The organism is Rhizobium sp. TAL182 (assembly GCF_002117725.1).
Taxonomy (GTDB): Bacteria; Pseudomonadota; Alphaproteobacteria; order Rhizobiales; family Rhizobiaceae; genus Rhizobium; species Rhizobium esperanzae.
In genome coordinates this window covers 122,042-139,214 of sequence record NZ_CP021028.1, presented here as the reverse complement: position 1 = coordinate 139,214, position 17,173 = coordinate 122,042, and the positions used below count along the sequence as shown (strand labels likewise).

Sequence of the window (17,173 nt, the reverse complement as noted above, 5' to 3'; positions counted from 1 at the left end):
TCGGCCCTTTTCGTCTCAGCTCCAAGTGCGATCCCAGGAATATTCATCGTCCCAGTGATCCGTAGGCTGCCAAATGCCGGCGACGCCCGGCTGCAGATGCTGCGAGATCACCTCGTCGACCACATCGTCGATCCCCAGGCCCGGCTTGTCCGGAACAGTGATGAAGCCGTCCTTCACCAACGGCTTGGGAAGGCCGGTGACAATATCGTCCCACCAGTCCACATCGGCGGAGTGGTATTCGAGCGCCATGAAGTTTTCGGTCGCCGTCGCGACGTGTGCGGCGGCTATTGCGGCGATCGGACTTTCTGCCATGTGTATGGCCATGGGAACACCATGGTCCTGCGCCATATCCCCGATCTTCTTGGTCTCGAGGATGCCCCCACTGGTGAGCAGGTCCGGATGGATGACGGAGACGCCGCCGCTCTTGAGCAGAGGCTCGAAACCCTCCTTGAGGTATATGTCCTCGCCGGTGCAGATCGGCACCGTGGTGGAATCCTGCAGTTGTCGATACTGCTCGGTATATTGCCACGGGATGACATCCTCGAGCCAGGCCGGCACGTATTTCTCAATTCGCCTGGCAAGGCGAATGCCGTTCTGCATGGAGATATGGCCGATATGGTCGATCGCAAGCGGAACCTGCATGCCGATCACCTCACGAACCTCGGCGATGTATTGCTCGAGCAGGTCGAGGCCCTTGTCGGAAAAGTGGAGGCCGGTAAACGGATGCTGGACGTTATGCAGATCGTAGGCTGCGTTGCGGACAAGCCGCTCTTCAATGGTCTTCAGCGGCCCGCGACTGGGACGGTCGCGGTATCCTTCCAGTGAGCCGGCGGGAAACACGACCGCACCGGGCACATCGGCGATCTGCATCAGTCCCAGGTCCATCTTGAGGAACGTGAAGCCGAGCTCCATGCGCTGCTTGAGGCGTTTGCCGGTCTCGGTGCCGCTCGGCACGGTGGCGTCAGTATCGCAGTAAACGCGCACTTTCTCCCGAAAGCGGCCGCCGAGCATCTGGTAGATAGGGACGCCATAGGCCTTGCCGGCAAGATCCCACAATGCGATTTCAACCGCCGATACGCCGCCGCCTTGCCGGCCGTGCCCGCCGAACTGCTTGATCCGGCGAAACAGTCGATCGATGTTGCAAGGGTTCTCACCCAGCAACCGGCTCTTCAGCATCAGCGCGTAGGTGGCGCTGGCGCCGTCACGGACCTCGCCAAGCCCGACAATGCCCTGGTTGGTGTAAATCTTCAGCAGCACCGAGGTGAACGGCGCGTCGACAATTTCGGCTACCCGCATGTCGGTTATGCGAAGCTCGGAAGGCTTGGAATGCGTGTTGACCCGATTGAGCGCCTCGTCGGCTCCATATGCCTCTGGCATGATTTATCCTCGTTTCGGTCGGCGGGATCGTTGCCGCACACGACGGCGGCGTAGAGCATTGCTAGGCCAGCTCAATCTCGTGGCCTTCAAGGTAGTCGCGGTTCATCTCAACGCCGAGACCGGGCTTCGGTGTAAGCTTTAGGCTGCCGTCCGAAACATCGAGCGGCCTGTCGATGAGGTGATCGTATTTGCCCAGATTCCACTCTGACGTTTCAAGCTTGTAGAAATTCGGAACGGTCATCATCACCTGCGCTCCGGCAACTACGTTGATCGGTCCTGCGGCGTCATGCGGCGAGACCGGGATGTAGTAGGCTTCGCACAGGGCGGAAATCTTCTTGAGTTCGGTAATGCCGCCAGTCCAGGTGACATCGGGCATGATGTAGTCGGCGAGCCTGTTTTCGAGCACCGGCACGAAATCCCACTTCGTGTGGCCGCGCTCGCCCCACGAGATAGGGGCGCTGATCTTCTCGCGGACCTGTCTGAGAGCATTCAGGCTCTCCGGTGGGCAGGGCTCCTCGAACCAGTCGATTTGGCCAGCTTCTTCGAGGCTCCGACAAAGGCGAATGGCGGTGGGAACGTCGAAGCGGCCATGCGCATCGATGAGGATGTCGACATCTGAGCCCGCCGTTTCGCGGATCAGAGCGGTGAGTTCTGCGGCTTCGCGTTCATCCTTGCGGGTCATGCTGCCATCGAGGTAGCCGTCCCGCTGTTCGCGAGGCCGTCCATCGGCAGTGCTGCCCTGGTAGGGGAAGGGATCGAACTTGAGCGCCGTGTGGCCGGACTCGACGATGTCTCGAATTTCCCTGACCACCGCTTCTTTGCTGGTAAACTTGGCTTGGTTTGGATGGGTGTAGAGCGCAATTTGATCGCGCACCGGTCCGCCCAATAGCTCGTATATCGGCTTGCCAAGCACTTTGCCTCGGATGTCCCAAAGGGCTATGTCGATGGCGCTCACGCATTCGACGGCGGCGCCGCGACTGCCCATGTAGGTGAAGCTGCGGAATATCTTGTGCCAAAGATACTCGATGCGCGCCGGGTCTTCGCCCATCAACGCGGCGCCGATCTGCCGCAAGATCGTGCAGAGGGCGCGATTGGCGAGCCTTGTCGTGGTGGTGATCTCTCCCCAGCCGCTCACCCCCCCGTCGGTCGTCACTTCGACAAACAGAAACTCTCCCCAATAAGAAGCATCCGAGCTGATGAGCCACGGCCGGACGTTGGTGATTTTCATCTCAACTGCCTTTACCTCAGGTGTTCCGGGTAACGATAATCATGCCAAACGTTCATCCTGCGCGAGCGGCGTTGCGCGCACGCATGTGTTCGAGGATGTGCCGCCCTGAGCCTTCGACATGGCGCGCAATAAGTTCGGCTGCCTCGTTAGCGCTTCCGGCTTTGACATGCGCGATGAGCTCGCGGTGTTCACTCAGGATCGCCGCACGCCGGGCAAGCGTAAAATCGAAGCGGCGGCTCACGGCTCGAAGCACTTCGCGATGCTTCCACCAAAGCTCGGCGGCATGGCGGTTGTAGTGCTTCCGGTACATGACGGTATGAAAGGCGGTGTCCAGTTCGCTATGCCTTAGCGTGTCGGCAAAGTTGTTCTCTTCAATGAGGCTTTGGATGCGTTCGAGTTCAGCAATGTCCTCCACCGTCGCCATATTCACGAACCAGCGCGTCAGGGACGGCTCGATCAAAACGCCTATCTCGTAGATATCCCGAACAAAATCCTGATCGATGGGCCGGACGCGCGCTCCGCGATTGGGAACGAAGGTGACAAAGCCCTCCCCGCGCAACAGTTGCAAAGCCTCCCGCACCGGGTTGGTCGAGGTGCCGTGGCGCCGGGCGAGATCGGTGATGACGAGCCGCTCGTTGGCCGCGAGCCGCCCTTCGATGATGTCGTCCCTGATCAGTTGGTAAACAGACGCACCCTCGCTCGACGCCCCTGTAGCGTCGATCCCCTCGGGCGGCTGCGCTTTAAATTCGCTTGTTTCGGTCAAGACCGTCCCCAATCCATACACATATTCACGAGATATCATGCAAAACTTTCCAAAACAATGTACGATTTTCTTTGGTTGACAGACAATCCTTGACATGAAAACGTATGATAAGGTCGAAGGGATACATTAAGTGGGAGAATCCCACGACCTGGGAGCAAGACCGCCTCAATGCAGAGCGGCTTGGGACAAACCTGGGAGAATACCTATGACGAGTCTTTCGCTCGGCGGTGTCGTTGTACGCGGCACTGTATCCGCTGCTTTGATGGTATCGTTGATGTCCGTGTCTGCGCTCAGTGCGCCGGTCGACTTGAGCCAGTGGTCACCGCAATATGTGCGCTCCATCGCCGGCACGCAGGAGTTCGACACGGCGGCTGATTGCGGCAAGGTCACCCCCCTCGACTACAAGGGCCGGCTGACATTCTGGTATCAGGGCGTGTTCGAGGGCGATCCCGACCTGCTGCGCCAGTATTACAAGGACTTCTTCGAGAGCTTCCGCAAAACCTACCCAAACATCCAGCTTGAGGAACAAGCCCTCACCTATAACGACCTGCTGGACAAGTTCCGGACCGCGCTTCTTGGCAACGCAGCGCCGATGGCGGTCCGCCTGCAGATCCTGGGCGGCACCGAGTTCGCCGCCAAAGGCTATTTGCAGCCGCTCAAGCCCGAGGATGTCGGTTATTCGACCGAGGATTTCTGGCCCGGCGCAATGAAGGCTGTTACTTGGGAGGGGGTGACCTACGGCATCCCAACCAACAACGAGACGATGGCGTTCATCTGGAACGCCGACATCTTCAAGCGTGCAGGCCTCGATCCGGACAAGGCTCCGGCAACCTGGGATGACGTCGTCAAGTATTCCAAGCAGATCCACGACAAGCTCGGCATTGCCGGTTACGGCCTCGTGGCTCGCAAGAATGCCGGCAACACGCCCTACCGCTTCATGCCGCAGCTGTGGGCCTATGGCGGCGGCGTCTTCGACGAAGCGACCGCCAACCCGACCTATAAGCAGGTCGAGCTCAATAGCCCGCAGAGCAAGGCCGCATTGCAAGCCTCCTACGACATGTATGTTCGTGACAAGTCGGTTCCGGTTTCGGCGCTCACCAACCAGCAGGCCGACAACCAGCCCCTCTTCCTCGCTGGCCAGCTCGGCATGATGATCTCGCACCCGTCCGACTACAACGTCATGCTCGACCTGCAAAAGAAGACGACGGGCAGCGACAAGGAAAAAGCGCAGACCGTCATCGACAATATGCGCTACGGCCTCATTCCGACCGGCCCAGACGGCAAGCGTGCCGTCGTGTTTGGCGGCTCCAACATCCACATCCTGAAGCCCGAATATGTCGAGGGCGGCAAGGTCGACGAGCCGGCTGCAAAGGCTATTATCTGCATGTGGACGAGCCCCGAATGGTCGCTGAAGATGGCCTATGCCGGCTCGAACCCGGGCAACCTGAACGGCTTCAAGACCAAGTGGATGAAGGAACGTCTTGATAACATCAAGTTTCTCGATGTTACGACTTCGATGCTGCCCTACGGCATCCCGTTCCCGGCACTGCCGCAGTCGCCGGAGATCATGAACATCATCGTCCCGGATATGCTACAGAATGCCCTGACCGGGGCCATGACAGTCGACCAAGCAGCGGACGACGCAGCCAAGAAGGTGAAAGACCTGATGGACGGCGGACTCTAATCATCCTGACGATCTGACCGGCTGCAGCTTTGATTGCAGCCGGTTTGTTCCGAAGAATAAGGGCACCGCACAGTGACGATCTTGACTGGCAAGGCCGAGCCTCACCGAAGACTGCAATCCGATCGGTTCGGCGTGCTGCGAAACATCTTGGAGCATCGCGCTGACTATGCGTACGTGCTTCCCGCGATCGCCGTGATGCTTATCGTCATCGCCTACCCGATCTACTACACGATCGAACTGTCGTTCTTCAATACACCGCCTGGCCTGCAGCTCCGGGACAAGATCTTCGTCGGCCTCGACAACTACACCGCCATCCTCACAAGTCCGGTGTTCTGGAAAGTCACCTCGAACACTCTTATCTGGACACTGGGATCCACTCTCATCTCTTTTGTCCTGGGATTTGCCTGCGCTCTGGCGCTCCATCGCGACTTTGTCGGCCGCGGAATTCTGCGGGCCATCCTGATCATTCCCTGGGTCATCAGCGCGGTCGCCGCCTCCTACATCTGGAAGTGGATCTACCATTCAGACTTTGGGATAATCGGCGCGGTGCTCGTCGGCCTTGGATGGGCCGATCGGCCGCCGAATTTCATCGACAGCGTCAGCACAGTGCTGCCCTCCCTGATCGTCGTCAATATCTGGCGCGAGTTTCCGTTTGCCATGATCATGATGATGGCTGGCCTGCAGACGGTTCCCGACCAGTTGCTGCGCGCCGCAAAGGTCGACGGCGCCAATGCATGGCAGCGGTTCTGGCACGTCACCTTTCCGCATTTGAGAAACGTCTCGACGGTCACAATCCTTCTGCTGGCAGTGGCCAACTTCAATTCGTTCATCATTCCCTGGATCATGACCGGCGGCGGGCCCTCGAACGCCTCGCATATCTGGATCACCCACATTTATGAACTCGCCTTCGGCCGCCAGCGCTGGGGAGTGGCATCGGCCTATTCGGTGCTGCTTTTCCTGATCCTGATGTCGCTCGGCTACTTCTACGTCCGCGCGCTGAGCGGGAATGAGCAGAAGGATGGGAGCGCATGAGCACAATTGCCGAGGCCACTCATAGAGGCCGGATCCATCGCCGCATGCGCATCGACGGATGGCGGTGGGGCGGACGCATCTTCCTTGTGTTCATGTTGCTTTACACCGCATTACCGATGGTCTGGATGCTGATCACCTCGATCAAGTCCGGCTTCGCTGCCATGCAATTCCCGCCGCAATGGTGGCCGGACCAACCAACCCTCGCCAGCTACCAGAAATTGCTCGATCCGCAAAATAGCGTCGGCCAGGACTTCCTGCGCTTCTTCTGGAACAGCCTTTTCGTCTCCACCGCTACGACCATCCTTTCGGTGATCGTGGCCGTTCCTGCGGCCTACGCGTTTTCGCGTTTCACCTTTCCTGGCCGCAACTTTCTGTTCTTCGCCGTTTTGCTTCGCAACATGTTCCCGGCAGTGATCTTTCTCGTGCCTCTCTTCATCCTGATGCGCGCGATCGGGCTGGTGAACACGCACGGGTCGCTTGTTCTGACTTACCTTACATTCGGCCTGCCACTGGCAATCTGGCTCCTCAAGGGCTTTTACGACAACATCCCGGTGCAACTCGAGCAGGCTGCGCGCATCGACGGGGCAACGCGGTTTCAGGCCTTTCTCCTGATCGTCATGCCGCTCTCGGCACCAGGAATCATCGCCACCGCGATCTATTCGTTCATCGGCGCCTGGAACGAGTACATCTACGCCTACACCTTTCTCTCCAAGAACGAGCAGCTGACTCTGCCGGTCGGCATCCAGCGCTTTTTCTCGGAAAACACGACGGACTTCCCGGGCCTTATGGCGGCCAGCTTCATGATGAGCGTACCCGTCGTGGTTCTGTTTCTCGTTCTGCAGCGATACTTCGTACGCGCCCTCACGGAAGGCGCAGTCAAGCATTAGGGGAGTTGCCGGTGGCCCACGTGGTCCTCAAAGATCTGGTCAAGACCTATGGCGGCTTCAAAGCTGTCAACAAAGTTTCTCTGACGGTCAACGACGGCGAATTCGTTGCGCTCGTCGGCCCTTCAGGCTGCGGCAAGACAACGACGCTCAATCTTGTGGCGGGGCTCATCCCTATCACATCCGGCGACATCGTCATCGGCGAGCGGGTGGTCAACGACCTCGACCCCAAGGACCGGGACATCGCAATGGTGTTCCAGAACTACGCGCTCTACCCGCAGAAATCCGTATACAAAAATCTGGCGTTTCCGCTGCAGATGCGCAAACTGCCACGGGACGAGATCGACAAGAAGGTCAGGGAAGCAGCGCGGGTGCTCGACATGACGCAGCTCCTCGAGCGCAAGCCACGCGAACTTTCGGGCGGCCAACAGCAGCGCGTGGCGCTCGGCCGTGCGCTCGTTCGCGATCCGGCGGTATTCCTGATGGATGAACCGCTTTCCAACCTCGACGCAAAACTGCGCGTACAGATGCGGTCGGAGATCAAACGTTTTCACCAGGATCTCAAGGCGACGATCATCTATGTGACGCACGACCAGCTCGAAGCGGTCACCATGGCCGACAGGATGGCGGTGATGAACGGCGGCTATCTGCAGCAATACGATACTCCAGCGCAGGTCTTTGCCAATCCGGTGAACATGTTCGTCGCCAGCTTCGTCGGCAGCCCGGCGATGAGCCTAATCCCGTTGGAGGCATCAACGGCAAGCGGTGACAATGTGTTGATCAGCGCGGAGGGATGGCGCCTCGAGCTTTCGCCAGAAAATGCCCATAAAGTTGCAAGGTCATCCACCAAGAAAGTCGTGCTCGGCGCGCGCCACTCGACGATCAAGTTGCATAAGAGTGCGACGCCTGGGAGCATCCCTGCCAAAGCCTACACAGTGGAGCCGACCGGTGATGTCACCTTCGTCCAGGCGTTCCTATCAGGCGCCATCGTCAATGTCAGCGTGCCGCCGACCATTGCGGTCACGCCGGACGAACAGATTTGGCTCGAGTTCGATCAGGAGCGGATGCATCTGTTCGACGGCGAAACAGAAATGGCGCTGAAGGTCAACTGAGACCAAGCGGATGCGTGTGGGACGAGGGCGTGGATGACGAAGCTTTACATCACGGCGATCAAGCCCTACCCAGTATGGGTAGGAACGCGCAACCAGATGCTGGTCAAGGTCGAGACCGACAGCGGCATCTTCGGCTGGGGCGAGAGCGGCTTGAGCGGTCGCGAAAAGGCCGTTGCCGGTGCGATCGAACACTATCGCGAATTTCTCATCGGCCGTGACGCGATGCAGACGGGTCGGATCTGGCAGGAAATTTATCGCAGCCAATACTTCGAAGGCGGGCGCGTTCTGCAGGCGGCGATTTCCGCGATCGACATCGCCCTTCACGACATCAAGGGCAAGGCGCTGGGGGTTCCAGCCTACGAACTGCTGGGCGGGAAGCAGCGCGACCGCATTCCGACCTTCGCCTCGACCGGGGACGAGGCCGAAGGCGAGGTTGCCATCGAACGAGCCCGCGAACTGCGCGCACAAGGGTGGCAGGCGATCCGCTTCTTCCCGATCGGGCAAAACAACAAGGACATCTTTGAGCCGCGGGAGTCGATCGGCCCTACCGCGGCAATGCTGAACAAGGCGCGCCGGGCGCTGGGCGACGACGTCGTCCTCGGCATCGATTATCATCATCGGCTGTCGGTGGCAGAGGCTGCGAGCTTCTGTAACAGGCTAGACCGTGGCGTGCTTGATTTCCTCGAGGAGCCAATACGAGACGAGACACCCGAGGCCTACGAATCCCTGCGCACCATGACCGACATCCCGTTCGCAATCGGCGAGGAATTTGCCAGCAAGTGGCAATTCCTGCCCTACATCGAGCGCGGCATCCATCAGTTCAACCGGCTCGATGTGTGCAATGTGGGCGGGCTCACCGAAGCGATGAAGGTCGCGGGCTGGAGCGAGGCGCACTATGTGGATCTGATGCCGCACAATCCCCTCGGCCCAGTCTGCACGGCCGCGACCATCCATCTCGCCGCCGCGGTGCCGAATTTCGCCTGGCTCGAGACCAGGGCGCCCGAAGCGAAGCTCGGCTTCGACAATTCCGACTTCTTCCCCGTGCAACCGCGGCTCGACGGCCCCGATTATCCGGTCAGCGATCTGCCGGGCCTCGGCGTCGAGGTCAACGAAGAGGCGATCAAGGCGGAGAGCTTTCGTTTCTGGGAAGCGCCGCACCTGAAGCGCCGCGACGGTTCTGTCACAAACTGGTAGCTTCATTCACCGGAGCCTAAAATGACGCATACGCCCGATATTACGCGACCGCCCAGAGACATGATCGACGCACTGAAGGAGATCGGCGCCGCGACGGTTTCCGGCACGCTTGGCCACATGGGCTTCCGCAATCCGCACATGGTCGGTCCCGTGCCGCAGACCCGCGGGAAGTCGATCGTTGGACCGGCGCTGACGCTTCAATTCCTGCCGCAGCGGCCGGACCTCTTCACCGAGGGAGAATATGCGGACCCGGAGACGCAGTTGCACCGCCATGTGCTTTATCACGTGCAGGAGGGCGATGTGGTCGTGGTCGACGCGCGCAGTGACATGAGCTCAGGCGTCTTTGGCGATATGATGTCGACTTATTTCAAAGGCAGGGGCGGCGCCGGCATCGTGATCGATGGGTGCATGCGCGATCGGCCCAATGTCGAGAAGCTCGATCTCCCTTTGTGGCTGCGCGGCTGGACGCCCAACTACCATGTGCAGACCGGCATTTATCCCAACGCCGTCAACGTCCCGATTGCCTGCGGCGGCGTCACCGTAATCCCTGGAGACATCATCGTCGCCGACGATGACGGGGTGGTGGTGCTTCCAGTCGCAATGGCCCCGAAGGTAATCGAAGAATCGCAAAAGCATCACGATTGGGAGGAGTTCTCGCGAGCGAAGCTTATGGAGGGCGGGTCGTTGCAGCGCTACTATCCGCTGCATGATGATGCCCGAACAGAGTACGAAGAGTGGCGCAAAATGCACCGTCTGGGAACAATCTAGACAATGGATTGCTTCAAAGGGCGACGAAATTTGTGAGGCGTTGCCGGTGATCCGCGACTCGCCTTCGCAGTGAAAGTCAGGTGTCGGAATCACCGCTCAGCCGAGCTCTTGGCTAGTGATTCTTGATTAATTGTACCCCACCGTAAAACGCTCTATTTTTCTTGCGGGGTGCCGCGACGAGACGAGACGTTCTGCTTCGCAGCGCCGTCGGACCACTTCGGTTTCGCACCAATCCCAGGTGCCGTTCGACGACACAATCTACGAGGAGACGAGCGATGCGCGCAACGACGCCGGACAACATCATGCAGCTTGGCATGGGGTTCTGGGCCTCCAAAGCCATGCTAAGCGCAGTCGAGCTCGGTGTCTTCACCGAGCTTGCAGCCGGCCCGGCCGACCTGCCCGAGCTGCAGGCCAGGCTGAAACTGCATCCCCGCTCGGCCCGCGACTTCCTCGACACCCTGGTGGCCCTGAAGCTGCTCGAACGCGAGGATGGCCGCTATCGCAATGCCACTGATACGGACCTCTTCCTCGACAAGGCGAAGCCATCCTATATCGGAGGCATCCTCGAAATGGCCAATGCCCGGCTCTACGGTTTCTGGGGCTCGCTTACCGAAGCCCTGCACACGGGAGAGCCGCAGAACGAAGCCAAGCACAGCGAGGACTTCTTTGCTGCGCTATATGCGGAGCCGGCACGGCTGCGCGGATTCCTCGCGGCGATGAGCGGGATCAGCGCCGGAGCGGCGCAGGCGATCGCCGCGAAGTTCGACTGGTCGAAATACACGACCTTCGCCGATGTGGGCGCGGCGCAAGGCATGGTACCGGTGGTGATCGCCCGGGCCCATCCGCATCTCCAGGCCCTCGGCTTCGACCTGCCTGCCGTGCAGCCGATATTTGACGAGTTCGTCGCCCGTCACGGCCTTGCCGACCGCATCCGCTTCCACAGCGGCAACTTCTTCGACAGCCCGATGCCGAAAGCGGATGTGATCGTGATGGGGCATATCCTCCACGACTGGGATCTTGCCGAGAAGAGGATGCTGCTGGAAAAAGCCTTCGCCGCGCTGCCGAACGGCGGGGCCCTGATCGTCTATGACGCCGTCATCGACGACGAGCGCTGCAGCAACGCCTTCGGCTTGCTGATGAGCTTGAACATGCTGATCGAGACCCGCGGAGGGTTCGACTACACCGGTGCCGACTGCCAAGCCTGGATGCGCGACGCCGGTTTCGTGTCCACACGCGTCGAGCCGTTGCTGGGACCGGACTCAATGGTGATCGGATTCAAGCCCGAATGAGCGGAAACGGCGAGCTCGGCCCTCCCCCAAAGTTGATGCGCCGTGGGGTTGAAATAGTCGTCTTCAGATCCATCATTTTCTGCATGAAACGAATAGTTATCATTGCGTGTGCGTGCGTGGCGTTTCTCGCCGCCTGCTCACGCACCGAACCTCTCGAAGTGTCTGCCGCGCCTTCCGTTTCACCAGGCGCCGCCCCAGTCAGCGATCAAGCTGTAATTGCAGATGTGGTTGGCCGCGGAGCTGTCGGAACGAAAGCTCTCGCCTGGGCAAATCCGTCGACTGGGAGCGCCGGAGTTATCGAACAGATTGACACCCACGATAGGCTTGATGGATGCCGTGGTTTCGTAACAAGTCGCCAGTCACTTGAGGGTACTACGCGCTTTGGTGGCGTAGTTTGTCCCTCTGGGAATTCTTGGAAGTTAGGAGCAACGACCCACTAGTCTAAGCCGATTAACTTATTCGACGAGGCCCCTCGTATCCATTACAAGATTTTTACGCAAAGCCCCGCGGTCGTTGCCACACCGCGGGGCTTCTCGACGCCTCACCCGGGAGAGGGGATCAGGCGGCCTGGACTTTACGGTTCGTGCGGGCCCATTCGGGCAGCCAGTCGCCGTGGGCGGCGAGCAGGTCGTCGACCAGCGACCAGATCTGGTCGAGGTCGAGCTCGGCCGCCGTATGCGGGTCCATCATCGCGGCGTGGTAGATGTGCTCGCGATTTTCCGTCATCAGCGCCTGCACCGTCAGTTCCTGCACGTTGATATTGGTGCGCATCAGTGCCGTCAGCTGCGGCGGCAGGTCGCCGATGAACGTCGGCTGGATGCCGGAGGCGTCGACCAGGCAGGGCACTTCGGTGGCGCAATTTTCCGGCAGCGAGGTGATGCAGCCATTGTTGCGGACGTTGCCGTAGATGACCGAGGGTTCGCCGGTCCAGACCGAATTGATGATCGAGGAAGCATATTCCTTCGACGGCGTCACTTCGATCTTGTCGGCCGAGCGATAGGCCTCGGCCTGGCCCTTCCAGCGCTCGATCTGCTCGATGCAGCGCTTCGGATATTCATCGAGCGGAATGCCGAATTTCTCGATCAGGTCCTCGCGCCCCTCCTTGATGAAATAGGGCGTGTATTCGGCGAAATGCTCCGAGCTTTCGGTGACGAAATAGCCGAGCCGCGTCAGCATCTCGTAGCGCACCTTGTTCGGGCAGCGCGGGTTCCAGCCGGGCTTCGGCGCCCTGCCCTCACGATAGGCGCGCAGGAGATCGGGATAGAGGTTGCGATAGGAACCGTCGGCCTGGCGATGCTCGAATTTGAGATAGAAGGCCATGTGGTTGATGCCGGCGGCGCGATAGCGGATTTCCTCATAGGGAATGTCGAGATCGTGCGCCAGTTCCATCGCCGTGCCCTGCACCGAGTGGCAGAGGCCGACCTGGCGGATTGTGGGGTATTTCTCCGATATCGCCCAGGTGTTGATCGCCATCGGGTTGACATATTGCAGCATGATCGCCTCCGGGCAGACGGCGAGCATGTCCTCGCAGACCTTCCACAGATGCGGCACGGTGCGCAAGCCCCGCATGATGCCGCCGACGCCGAGCGTATCGGCAATCGTCTGGCGCAGCCCGTATTTCTTCGGCACCTCGAAATCGGTGACGGTGCAGGGCTCGTAACCGCCGATCTGGAAGGCGACGACGACAAAATCGGCGCCTGAAAGCGCCTTGCGCTGGTCGGAATAGGTCTCGGCCTTCGCCTTGACGCCGAGCGTCGAGATCAGCTTATTGACGACGATGGCGCTTTCTTCCAACCGCTGCGGGTTGAGGTCCATCAGCGCGATCGTTGCGCCCGACAGCGCCGGACGCTGCAACACGTCGCCGATGATGTTCTTCATGAAGACGGTGGAGCCAGCTCCGATGAAGGTGATTTTGGGATTTCCTGCCATTATAGCCTCCGGCATTCGATAATCATGCTACCTCGAAAGCGGCCTTGACGAGCCGTTCCGTGTAGGCGGTCTTGGGATGGGTGAGAACTTCGTCGACGGGCCCCTCTTCCATGATCTTGCCATGCTGCATGACGATGACGCGGTGGCACAGCGCCCGGACGACCTTCAGATCGTGGGAGATGAAGAGGTAGCTCAGGCCCCGCTCGTCCTGCAGCTTGCGCAACAGCTCGATGATCTGCGCCTGGCCGGAGAGGTCGAGTGCAGATGTCGGCTCGTCGAGCAGGATGAATTCCGGCTCCAGCGCGATGGCGCGGGCAATGGCGATGCGCTGGCGCTGGCCGCCGGAAAATTCATGCGGGAAACGCGAGAGGATATTGCCGGGCATGCCGGCGGCAACAAGCGCCTCACGCACCCGGTCCTGCCGCTCGGCCCTCGTGGCGCCGAGCTTGTTGACGACGAGGCCCTCGTCGATGATCTGGCCGATTGTCATGCGCGGGTTGAGCGAGGAGAACGGATCCTGGAACACCACCTGCATGCGGGCGCGCAGCGGCCGCATCTCGGCCCTGGACAGGCCGTGGATCGGCTGACGGTCGAAATGGATCTCGCCGGCCTGCGGCGTGTTCAGCCGCAGGATCGCCTGGCCGAAGGTGGTTTTGCCGGAGCCGGATTCGCCGACGAGGCCGAGCGTTTCGTGACGGCGCAGCGTCAGGCTCAGGCTGTCGACGGCGACAAGCTCGCGCATCTCGGGCTTGAGGAAGGTGCCGTGACGCATCATGAAGCCGACGCGCACACCCCTCGCGTCGAGGATGATATCCGATCCTTCCGGCAGCGGATTGGCCTGGCCGCGCGGCTCGGAGGCGAGCAGGTGTTTGGTATAGGCGTGCTGCGGATTGGCAAACAGCGCCTCGGTGACATTGTGCTCGCGCACCTCGCCATGCTGCATGACATAGACGTAATCGGAGAACTGCCGCACCACCGTCAGATCATGGGTGATGAGGATGACCGCCATCCCCAGTTCCTTCTGCAGGTTGCGGATCAGATTGAGGATCTGCGCCTGCACGGTGACGTCGAGGGCCGTCGTCGGCTCGTCGGCGATCAGTACGTCAGGATCGTTGGCGAGCGCCATGGCGATCATCACGCGCTGGCGCTGGCCGCCGGAAAGCTGATGCGGATATTGCTTGAGGCGCGCGGCCGGATCGGGGATCTGCACATGTTCGAGCAGTTCCAGCGCCCGCTTTTCCGCATCCCGCTTGCTGATCCGGCGATGCACGCGGATCGCCTCGACGATCTGGCTGCCGATCGTGTAGATCGGATTCAGCGAGCTCATCGGCTCCTGGAAGATCATCGAGATGCGGTCGCCGCGCAGCTTGCGCCGCGCCCGCTCGGAGAATTTCAGGATGTTGCTGCCGTCATAGGAGACCGTCGAATTGCCGGAGACGACGGCGCGCTTGGACAATAGCCCCATCACCGTTCGCGCCGTCACCGATTTGCCGGAGCCGGATTCGCCGACGATCGCGATGGTCTCGCCGCGATAGAGCTGGAACGAGACGTCCTTGACGGCTTCGACCATGCCGCCCTCGACCTTGAAATTTACCGCGACGTTGCGGGCATCGATGATCGGCGTGTCCGAGCGGCCGTCATGATCGTGACGGACGGGCGGGGCGAAGGAATTGACCAGTGCAAGAGCCATATCAATCACCTCAATAGGGGTCGACCGCGTCGCGCAGTCCGTCGCCGAGCGCATTGAAGGCGAAGACGGTGACGAGCACGAAGCCGACCGGGGAAAGAATCCAGGGATAGGAGCCGATGACCGAATAGGTCGCCGTATCCTGCAGCATCAGCCCCCAGGAGATCAGCGGCGGCTTGACGGCGAAACCGAGGAAACCAAGGAAGGATTCCAGCAGCACGACGCTCGGTATGGCGAGCGTCACGGCGACGATGACGTGGCTCATCACGTTCGGGAAGATATGCTGGATGATGATGCGCCGATCGGTGGCGCCGACCGCCATCGCCGCCCGGACGTAATCGATGCGGGCAAGCGCCAGGGTCTTGCCGCGCACCTCGCGCGACATCTGCGCCCAGCCGAGCGCCGACATCACGACGATGACAAAGGCGAGGAAGACATTGGTCGGCGCCGTCACCGGGATCAGCGAGGTCAAGGCGAGATAGAGCGGCAGCTGCGGGAAGGCGAGCACCAGTTCGACGAAGCGCTGCAACCAGATATCAAAGGTGCCGCCGAAATAGCCGGAGACCATGCCGACCGTCGTGCCGATGAGCGTGACGATGAAGACCACGGTCAGCGCGATCATCAGCGAGATGCGCGAGCCGATGATGGCGCGCGAGAGCACGTCGCGGCCGAACTTGTCGGTGCCGAGGAAATGCACCGGCTGGCCGTCGGTCGAGCCGAAGAAATGCCGGTCGGCCGGGATCAGGCCGAAGAGCTTGTATTCGGCGCCCTCGACGAAGAAGCCGAGCAGCCTGGGATTGTCGTAATCCATGCCGACGATCGGCTGGAAGGTGACCGGGTCGAGCTCCTCGGAATCCGACAGCGCATAGACGCGCGGCTGGAAGACGAAATTGCCGTCCTTGTCGTGGAAGCTCATCACCTGCGGCGGCGCGAAGCCGACATCGGTCGCCTTCGGATCCATCGGCGCGAAGAAATCGGCAAAGACCGCCATCAGGATCAAGAGCCCGACGAGCACGAGGCCGATCATGCCGGTCCAGGAGCGCCGCAGCCGGCGCCAGACGAGCGCCAGATAACTTTCGCTGCCATGCGAAGGCTTCTTGATCGCCGGTTCGGTTGTCGGTGGTGTGTCGGACGAATCGAAAGCAAGCATCTCAGGCTCCTCCGAACTGGCGCACGCGCGGATCGAGCAGGGCGAGCAGCATGTCGGCGATGATATTGCCGACGATCAGTGTCGCCGACAGCACCATCATAAAGGTGGCGGTGACATAGACGTCGCCGATCGCCATCGAGCCGACGATCGCCGGGCCGACGGTCGGCAGTGCGAAAATGATCGCGGTTTCGATCTCGCCGGTCAGCATGTAGGGCAACACGACGCCCTGATACATGACCAGCGGATGCAGCGCGTTCGGCACCGCATGGCGCATCACCACCGCGCTGCCGGACAGGCCCTTGGCCTTTGCGGTTTCGACATATTGGGCATTCAGCGTATCGAGCAGATTGCCGCGCATAACGCGCATATTGTAGGCGAGCCCGCCGAAGGTGGCGATCGCCACAACCGGCCAGACATGGTGGATGAGATCGACGAACTTCGCCCAAGACCAGGGTGCGCCGCCATATTGCGGCGAGAAGAAGCTGCCGATCTCCGTCACGTTGAACTGGAAGACCAGGAGATAGACGATGATCAACGCCATCAGGAAGCGCGGCACCGTCATGCCGAGGAAGGAAACTGCCGAAAGCGTGCTGTCGATCCAGCTATATTGCCGCGTTGCTGCCCAGATGCCGAAGCCGATACCGAGCACCGAAGCGAAGATGTGGCAGACGAGCGCCAGAAGCAGGGTGCGCGGCAGGCGTTCGCCGACGACGTCGGCAACCGGCTTGTTGTAGAACATGCTGTAGCCGAAATCGCCGCGGGTGAGAATGCCGCCGATCCAGTTGACGTATTGGACGACCAGCGGCTTGTCGAGGCCGTGCTCGACCCGGTAGGCCTGCGCCTGCGCGTCGGCCTGGGCATAGGATGCGCCACCCTGGTTGATCAGCTGGGATCTTATGTAATCGGCATAATCGCCGGGCGGAGCCTGGATGATCGCAAAAGTCACCACGCTCAGGATCAACAGAACGGGGATCGCGGAGGCTATGCGCACGAGCAGGAATCGTAACATCGGACGGTTCGCTTCGCTTGGCCGCCAGTCGCTCCTGTCGGCGCGGCCGGCTCGTTGGTCATATCAG

At 60.5% G+C, this 17,173-nt stretch carries 15 protein-coding genes; 8 read left to right on the top strand and 7 right to left on the bottom strand.

Features of this window, described 5'->3' with window-relative positions; translation table 11 throughout:
• Positions 1 to 15: 15 nt before the first annotated feature.
• The 3 genes from Tal182_RS27280 to Tal182_RS27270 form a co-directional block, all read right to left on the bottom strand.
• Positions 16 to 1,377 (bottom strand): mandelate racemase/muconate lactonizing enzyme family protein, encoded by a 1,362-nt coding sequence (locus tag Tal182_RS27280; protein WP_085861492.1) that lies wholly within the window; start codon positions 1,375 to 1,377, stop codon positions 16 to 18.
• A 61-nt stretch (positions 1,378 to 1,438) separates the two neighbouring features.
• Positions 1,439 to 2,605: a mandelate racemase/muconate lactonizing enzyme family protein gene (locus Tal182_RS27275; protein ID WP_064808205.1), complete on the bottom strand. Its 1,167-nt coding sequence runs from the start codon at positions 2,603 to 2,605 to the stop codon at positions 1,439 to 1,441.
• Between the two features lie 52 nt (positions 2,606 to 2,657).
• On the bottom strand, positions 2,658 to 3,368 hold the full coding sequence (locus tag Tal182_RS27270) for a GntR family transcriptional regulator (RefSeq protein ID WP_064808822.1): 711 nt from the start codon (positions 3,366 to 3,368) through the stop codon (positions 2,658 to 2,660).
• A 205-nt stretch (positions 3,369 to 3,573) separates the two neighbouring features.
• On the opposite strand from Tal182_RS27270, the gene Tal182_RS27265 reads away from it, so the two are divergent.
• The 8 genes from Tal182_RS27265 (at position 3,574) to Tal182_RS27230 (ending at position 11,771) form a co-directional block, all read left to right on the top strand.
• Positions 3,574 to 5,052, top strand: coding sequence for a sugar ABC transporter substrate-binding protein (locus Tal182_RS27265; protein ID WP_064808203.1), 1,479 nt, complete (start codon positions 3,574 to 3,576; stop codon positions 5,050 to 5,052).
• A gap of 72 nt (positions 5,053 to 5,124) precedes the next feature.
• Positions 5,125 to 6,084, top strand: a complete 960-nt coding sequence (locus Tal182_RS27260) for a sugar ABC transporter permease (RefSeq protein WP_064808202.1) — start codon at positions 5,125 to 5,127, stop codon at positions 6,082 to 6,084.
• Positions 6,081 to 6,971 (top strand): carbohydrate ABC transporter permease, encoded by an 891-nt coding sequence (locus Tal182_RS27255; RefSeq protein ID WP_085861491.1) that lies wholly within the window; start codon positions 6,081 to 6,083, stop codon positions 6,969 to 6,971. Before Tal182_RS27260 ends, Tal182_RS27255 begins: the two co-directional genes overlap by 4 nt.
• An 11-nt stretch (positions 6,972 to 6,982) precedes the next feature.
• Positions 6,983 to 8,080, top strand: a complete 1,098-nt coding sequence (locus Tal182_RS27250) for an ABC transporter ATP-binding protein (RefSeq protein WP_064808200.1) — start codon at positions 6,983 to 6,985, stop codon at positions 8,078 to 8,080.
• 33 nt (positions 8,081 to 8,113) lie between these two features.
• Positions 8,114 to 9,274, top strand: a complete 1,161-nt coding sequence (locus Tal182_RS27245) for a mandelate racemase/muconate lactonizing enzyme family protein (RefSeq protein ID WP_085861490.1) — start codon at positions 8,114 to 8,116, stop codon at positions 9,272 to 9,274.
• A 21-nt stretch (positions 9,275 to 9,295) separates the two neighbouring features.
• Positions 9,296 to 10,042: a ribonuclease activity regulator RraA gene (locus Tal182_RS27240; protein WP_064808197.1), complete on the top strand. Its 747-nt coding sequence runs from the start codon at positions 9,296 to 9,298 to the stop codon at positions 10,040 to 10,042.
• Positions 10,043 to 10,317: 275 nt separating this feature from the next.
• Positions 10,318 to 11,331, top strand: a complete 1,014-nt coding sequence (locus tag Tal182_RS27235) for a methyltransferase (RefSeq protein ID WP_085861489.1) — start codon at positions 10,318 to 10,320, stop codon at positions 11,329 to 11,331.
• On the top strand, positions 11,328 to 11,771 hold the full coding sequence (locus Tal182_RS27230) for an RT0821/Lpp0805 family surface protein (RefSeq protein ID WP_335720578.1): 444 nt from the start codon (positions 11,328 to 11,330) through the stop codon (positions 11,769 to 11,771). The genes Tal182_RS27235 and Tal182_RS27230 overlap by 4 nt, the downstream gene beginning before the upstream one ends.
• 118 nt (positions 11,772 to 11,889) lie before the next feature.
• On the opposite strand, the gene Tal182_RS27225 is transcribed toward Tal182_RS27230, so the two are convergent.
• The 4 genes from Tal182_RS27225 to Tal182_RS27210 are packed head-to-tail and all read right to left on the bottom strand — an operon-like array spanning position 11,890 to position 17,106.
• A complete protein-coding gene (locus Tal182_RS27225) occupies positions 11,890 to 13,260 on the bottom strand; it encodes an alpha-glucosidase/alpha-galactosidase (protein WP_085861488.1) in 1,371 nt (456 codons plus the stop codon).
• Positions 13,261 to 13,282: 22 nt separating this feature from the next.
• Positions 13,283 to 14,950, bottom strand: coding sequence for an ABC transporter ATP-binding protein (locus Tal182_RS27220; protein WP_085861487.1), 1,668 nt, complete (start codon positions 14,948 to 14,950; stop codon positions 13,283 to 13,285).
• 10 nt (positions 14,951 to 14,960) lie between these two features.
• Complete coding sequence (locus Tal182_RS27215; protein ID WP_064808189.1) at positions 14,961 to 16,097, bottom strand: ABC transporter permease; 1,137 nt, start codon at positions 16,095 to 16,097, stop codon at positions 14,961 to 14,963.
• Between the two features lies 1 nt (position 16,098).
• Positions 16,099 to 17,106 carry an ABC transporter permease gene (locus Tal182_RS27210; RefSeq protein ID WP_085861486.1) on the bottom strand — a complete coding sequence of 336 codons (1,008 nt, stop codon included), beginning with the start codon at positions 17,104 to 17,106 and terminating at the stop codon, positions 16,099 to 16,101.
• Positions 17,107 to 17,173 lie beyond the last annotated feature (67 nt).